Source organism: Daejeonella sp., assembly GCF_044342615.1.
Classification (GTDB): Bacteria; Bacteroidota; Bacteroidia; order Sphingobacteriales; family Sphingobacteriaceae; genus Daejeonella.
On sequence record NZ_JBIIPN010000148.1, the window covers coordinates 1 to 5,994 of the forward strand.

General features: G+C 33.1%; 6 protein-coding genes. All 6 read left to right on the plus strand.

The window, feature by feature from the left end:
• On the plus strand, positions 1 to 211 hold a 211-nt coding region (locus tag ACIQ0D_RS11010; protein WP_395805563.1), incomplete at its 5' end, for a DUF2064 domain-containing protein.
• Positions 212 to 356: 145 nt separating this feature from the next.
• The gene (locus ACIQ0D_RS11015; protein ID WP_395805565.1) at positions 357 to 1,691 is read left to right on the plus strand and encodes an NAD(P)/FAD-dependent oxidoreductase; all 1,335 of its coding nucleotides are present in this window, start codon (positions 357 to 359) and stop codon (positions 1,689 to 1,691) included.
• Between the two features lie 2 nt (positions 1,692 to 1,693).
• Positions 1,694 to 3,076, plus strand: coding sequence for a 4Fe-4S binding protein (locus ACIQ0D_RS11020; protein WP_395805567.1), 1,383 nt, complete (start codon positions 1,694 to 1,696; stop codon positions 3,074 to 3,076).
• Positions 3,077 to 3,086: 10 nt separating this feature from the next.
• Entirely contained in the window at positions 3,087 to 4,574 is a 1,488-nt protein-coding gene (locus ACIQ0D_RS11025; RefSeq protein WP_395805569.1) for a cellulose synthase family protein, read from the plus strand.
• Positions 4,575 to 4,577: 3 nt separating this feature from the next.
• On the plus strand, positions 4,578 to 5,555 hold the full coding sequence (arsM, locus tag ACIQ0D_RS11030) for an arsenosugar biosynthesis arsenite methyltransferase ArsM (protein WP_395805571.1): 978 nt from the start codon (positions 4,578 to 4,580) through the stop codon (positions 5,553 to 5,555).
• Positions 5,556 to 5,772: 217 nt separating this feature from the next.
• Positions 5,773 to 5,994, plus strand: a 222-nt coding sequence (locus tag ACIQ0D_RS11035) for a hypothetical protein (RefSeq protein ID WP_395805573.1), incomplete at its 3' end; no start/stop codon positions are given.

Below are 5,994 nucleotides of genomic sequence, written 5' to 3' on the forward strand. Positions count from 1 at the left end.
TCCAGCAAAGGATGGAGGATATTACTTATTGGGTTTACAAAAATACCATAAACAGTTTTTTGAGAACAAAACCTGGAGTACTGAAAATGTTCTGTTAGAAACCTTGCTTGATCTTTCAAATTTGAACCTCAGTTTTAAACTTTTGCCTACATTATCTGATATTGATGATGAAAAGGATTTAAATAATTATCCAACTATTTTAAACAATTAAAATAAGTGTATTAAAACCTTTTAGCAAGGAGATTGAAAATGTTGACTAGATTACAGATTGAAAATTAATCCCAGAGCAAGTATCTCTTTTTTAGAATACAGTTGGGATTTGAACCAATAATTATTTTTAAAGATTTATTTAAAAAGTGATACATCAACCGACTAAAAATTGTAATAATTCAAAATCTATTGTCATTATTGGTAATGGAGTAGCTGGCATTACCTGTGCCAGAAATATCCGAAAAAGTTGTAATGCGCCAATCACTGTAATTTCTGCAGAAACAGATCATCATTTTTCTCGTACAGCATTGATGTATATTTATATGGGTCACATGCGATATGAAGATACCAAACCTTATGAGGACAGTTTTTGGAAGAAAAACAGAATAAATTTATTAAACAGATTTGTTACTCATATTGATTCTGCTAAAAAGCAAATCAGCTTTTCCAATGGTGAGTATTTAAATTATGAGATTTTAGTTTTAGCTCTTGGTTCTAAGCCAAACAAATTTGGATGGCCAGGACAAGATTTAAAAGGCGTGCAAGGTTTGTATAGTTACCAAGACCTTCAGTTAATTGAAGAGAACACAAAGCAGGTAAAACATGCAGTAGTTGTTGGCGGTGGCTTGATTGGTGTAGAAATGGTGGAAATGCTAAAATCGAGAAATATTTCTGTCACCTTTTTGGTTAGGGAAAAGAATTTTTGGAATATAGTTTTACCTGCTGAAGAAGCTAAAATAATCGAGAATCATATCAATGAACACCATGTTGATTTAAGGCTTGATACGGAATTAAGAGAAATTATTTCTGACGAAAATGGCAGAGTAAAAGCTATTCTTACATCGAAAGGGGATGTTATTAATTGCGAATTTGTTGGATTAACCGTGGGTGTTAGTCCCAATATTGATTTTGTTAAAGGCTCTAAAATTAATACTGATAGAGGTATTTTAGTTGATGAGCACTTCGAAACAAACATAAAAGATATTTATGCAATTGGAGATTGTGCGCAGTTTATTAATCCAATAAATGGTAGAAGACCTATAGAACAAGTTTGGTACACAGGCAGAATGCATGGAGAAACACTAGCTCATGCACTAGCTAAATGTGAAAAAATAGCTTATAATCCCGGACATTGGTTTAATTCAGCCAAATTCTTCGATATTGAATATCAAACTTATGGAGATGTGCCTTCAAAGCTTCCAGAAAACTTATCTTCATTTTATTGGGAGCACGCTAGGGGGCAAATTTGTTTGAGGATCGTTTTTGAAAAGTCTAGCCAGAAGTTTGTTGGCTTAAATGTTTTAGGTATTCGTATGCGACATGTTATTTTGGATAAATGGCTTACGGAGGAACGTAGCATTGAATATGTCATTGAAAATTTATCATTAGCTAATTTTGACCCTGAATTTTGTGAAAAACATGAAAAAGAAATCAGGATTACCTTTAATAACAATCAATTTAACATTACTAAAGGAATTTAAAAATGAAAAACGAATCTATTTCCATTTCAAATCCTGACAAAGGGAAATTAAATAGTACTGAAAAATTCTCAGTGGCTTTAATTGCTATTGGTTTATTAATACTAGTACTTTCTTCCTTGAATGTAAAGTTAAATAATAACGTATATCTTCCAATTTCACTGATCTCACTTTTGGTAGGCATGGTTATTTTTGCGCGTCAAAAGTATTTAAACGACTTGCCAGGTATAAAGAATAACGGTGTCTGGTTCAATTCATTAAGTTCTCGAGGTATCATTGGCTGGACAGTAGGCATTATTCTTACCAGCTTTTATATCATTATTTATTGGTTTCCATCATTACTAGGTTTAGGCGAAAATGGCAATGCCAATACTGGTTTAGTAGCATTGTTTGATCCATTAAGTTTGGCATTAAATGGAAAAGTGGCAAGTCAGTGGTTTGTGTACGGTACACTTTATACTTTGTGTATTACAGGCTTGGGCTATAAGTTTATTTTAAAATATCGTCATAATCGATATCAAATTATCAGAACAATTGTAGTTATAATTTCACAATTCTTTCTGGCCTATTTGATTCCCGAAATCATGGAAGGTTTAAATAGTGATCAAGCTTATTTTGCTAAAGATGTTAAAAATATGTGGCCATTGAATTATTACTTTTTTGATAGTTGGCATATCGATAACATGAAAAATGGTGGTACCATGGGCATGATTTATCTGGTTTGGGGAATTGTTTTATTCTTATTTGTGACTCCTATAATCACTTATTTTGTAGGTAAGCGTTGGTATTGTTCTTTTGTATGTGGTTGTGGGGGTTTGGCAGAAACTGCAGGAGATTCATTTAGACATTTATCTTCTAAAAAAGTATCAGCTTGGAAATTTGAGCGTTATTCCATTCATGCTATATTGGTTTTTGTTTTTATCATGACAGGTGCTGTATTGTACAACTATTTTACGAATACAAGTACCATTTTCGGATTAGATACTTATACTTGGCTTCGTCAGCCTTATGGTTTTTTGATAGGTGCTGCATTTTCGGGTGTTATTGGAGTAGGTTTTTACCCTTTGTTAGGCTCAAGGGTTTGGTGTCGGTTTGGTTGCCCACTAGCTGCCTATATGGGTATATTCCAACGTTTTAAATCGAAATTTAGAATCACTACCAATGGCGGACAATGTATTTCTTGTGGAAATTGTTCCAACTCTTGCGAAATGGGTATTGATGTAAGAGCATATGCACAAAAGGGCGAAAATATTGTTCGTGCAAGTTGTGTAGGTTGCGGAATTTGTTCGGCAGTATGCCCTAGAGGTGTATTAAAACTTGAAAACGCTGAAGAAGAAAACAGAATCAATAGTAATCCGATCGCAATTGGGAATAATAGTATAAAATAGAGGCTTGTAAATGAGTATGAAGATTTTGATGATAATAGTGCTTGTTTTTTATGCCATTGCATTACTATTTATATTTGCATATAGTATTACCCAAGCTACTCTTATTTATAGGTATTTAAAGAATAAAAGAAGAAAAAATACAAATCAGAAGGACTTAACGTACCACCCACTTATTACAGTTCAGTTGCCTATTTATAATGAACTATATGTTGTAGAACGATTAATTGATTCTATTTGCCAATTTGATTATCCTAAAGAAAAATTGCAGATTCAGGTATTAGATGATTCTACCGACGAGACTTTTGACATCGTAAAAGCAAAAATAGAAGTTTGGAAAAGTAAAGGAATTAATATTGAACATGTTCATCGTAGCAATCGCATTGGTTATAAGGCTGGAGCATTGGAGGCTGGTTTAGGAAAGGCTACTGGAGAATATATTGCAATTTTTGATTCAGATTTTTTGCCTCATTCAGATTTCCTACTTCAAACCGTTCCGTATTTTATCAATGCCAAAGTAGGTATGATACAAACACGATGGGGCCATTTGAATCGAAATTATTCCATCCTTACTAAACTACAAGCATTTGGATTAGATGCACATTTTAGGGTAGAACAAGTAGGCCGAAATTATAAGGATGGTTTTATCAACTTTAATGGTACAGCGGGTATTTGGCGTAAGTCATGTATTATTGATGCTGGAAATTGGCAACCCGATACCTTAACTGAAGATTTGGATTTAAGCTACCGAGCACAGTTAAAAGATTGGAAGTTTCTTTATTTAGAAGATATTGAATCGCCTGCCGAATTGCCTCCAGTAATGAGTGCGCTTAAAACTCAGCAATACCGCTGGACAAAAGGTGGTGCAGAAACAGCAAAAAAGCATTTAAAATCTGTTTTTTATAGTAGTAAATCATTGGGAGTTAAATGGCATGGAATGATACACTTATTAAACAGTGCTATCTTCTTGAGCACTTTTGTAAGTGCTATTTTGAGTATTCCTTTGTTACATATTAAAATAGCTTTGCCCGAGTTTGAAAATTTCTTTCATATCACCTCTCTTTTTGGTTTAAGCTTTCTTATTTTGCTTACTATGTTTTTTGTTTCCTCAGCTATGAGGTTCAAAAACACATTATCTGCGATTTTAAATTTGATTGTTACTTTCCCATTATTTTTGACGGTTTCTATGGGACTTTCTTTGCACAATAGTATTGCCGTACTAGAAGGATACTTAGGTAAAAAAACACCTTTTGTTAGAACGCCAAAATTTAATTTGAATAAAAACCAAACAAATTTGATTCGGAATAAATACTTATTACCACATTTAAGCTGGGTTAATATACTTGAATTGACATTGGCTTTTTATTTTGCTTATGGCGTAATAAAAGGTTTCCAATACCAAGATTATGGTTTATTACCTTTTCATTTTATGCTCACATTGGGCTTTTTTACCGTTTTCTTTTATTCTCTCAAAGAAAGTTTTACTGCACCTACAACATAACTCATGTCTATAGAATCATACCTTCAAACAACAAAAGATGTTTATAAGCAAGCTGCTCTTATACCTGATGTTGGCTTGTGTTGTACCACAACACCAATATGGCAACTGCCAGGATTAAGCATACCTGTTATTATGCAACAGATGAACTATGGCTGTGGTAGCACTGTTAATCCCCGCGACTTAGTAAATGAACCTACAATTTTATATGTGGGTGTTGGTGGTGGCATGGAGCTTTTACAATTCTCTTATTTTAACAGAACTAAGGGTGGTGTAATTGGGATTGATGTAGTGGATGAAATGTTGCAGGCATCAAGAGATAATTTTAAAATTGCTGAAAATGAAAACCCTTGGTTTCAATCAGACTTCGTTACCTTAAAAAAAGGCGATGCACTTAATTTGCCGGTAGAAGATAACAGTGTTGATGTTGCTGCTCAAAATTGTTTGTTCAACATTTTTAAAGTGGATGATTTAAAGAAGGCTTTAGCAGAAATGTATCGTGTTTTGAAACCTAATGGTAGATTGGTATTGTCTGATCCAACTTGCGAGACTGCAATGCCTGAAAATTTAAAAAATGATGAACGTTTACGTGCTCTGTGCTTAAGCGGTGCAATGCCGTTAAAAGATTATATTAAAATGATTACGGATGTTGGTTTTGGCACAGTTGAAATACGTGCTAAAAGACCATATCGTATTTTGGATCCTAAAAATTATGACACAAACGAAATAATTTTTATTGAAAGTGTTGAAGTGTGTGCAATTAAAGATCCCATGCCAGAAGATGGACCTTGCGTTTTTACCGGCAAAACCGCAATTTTTTATGGCAATGAAGATTTTTTCGACGATAAAAAAGGGCATACTCTTTTTAAAAATCAACCTTTAGCTGTGTGCGATAAAACAGCCAATGCTTTAAATTCCATTAATCGAACAGATATTTTCATCTCAGAATCAACTTACTTTTATGACGGTGGAGGATGTTGTTAATACACTATTTATTAAGTTTTTATACAAATCTATATTTTAAATAGATGATGAAATTTCTATTATTAATGAGTTGTTTACCTTTTTCTGTTTTAGGTATTTAAATAGAAAGAATGATTCGATGGGAACTAAAGTTGAGCATGGTGCTTTTTTAGAATTGGGAAAGGAATTATTATTTAGTGAGGCTGGACCGAAGTGAAGTATAAATATTAATGCAATAATGAAAGATCAAGTTCTATTTGTATATAATGCCAAAAGTTATCTATGGAATAAGGCATTTGATTTTATACATAAAATCGTTTCGCCACAAACATACAATTGCAATTTATGTGCTTTAACTTATGATAATTTTTCCGAACGTAAAGAGTGGACTGAATTTAGAAGTTCTTTAAGCATTGATTTGAAGTTTTTATACTCAGATAATTTCGAAAATGAATTTCCC

Excerpts from the sequence above, each read along its gene's own strand:
- ACIQ0D_RS11020 (WP_395805567.1), top strand. The coding sequence starts at position 1,694 with ATGAAAAACGAATCTATTTCCATTTCAAATCCTGACAAAGGGAAATTA.
- ACIQ0D_RS11025 (WP_395805569.1), top strand. The coding sequence starts at position 3,087 with ATGAGTATGAAGATTTTGATGATAATAGTGCTTGTTTTTTATGCCATT.
- arsM (WP_395805571.1), top strand. The coding sequence starts at position 4,578 with ATGTCTATAGAATCATACCTTCAAACAACAAAAGATGTTTATAAGCAA.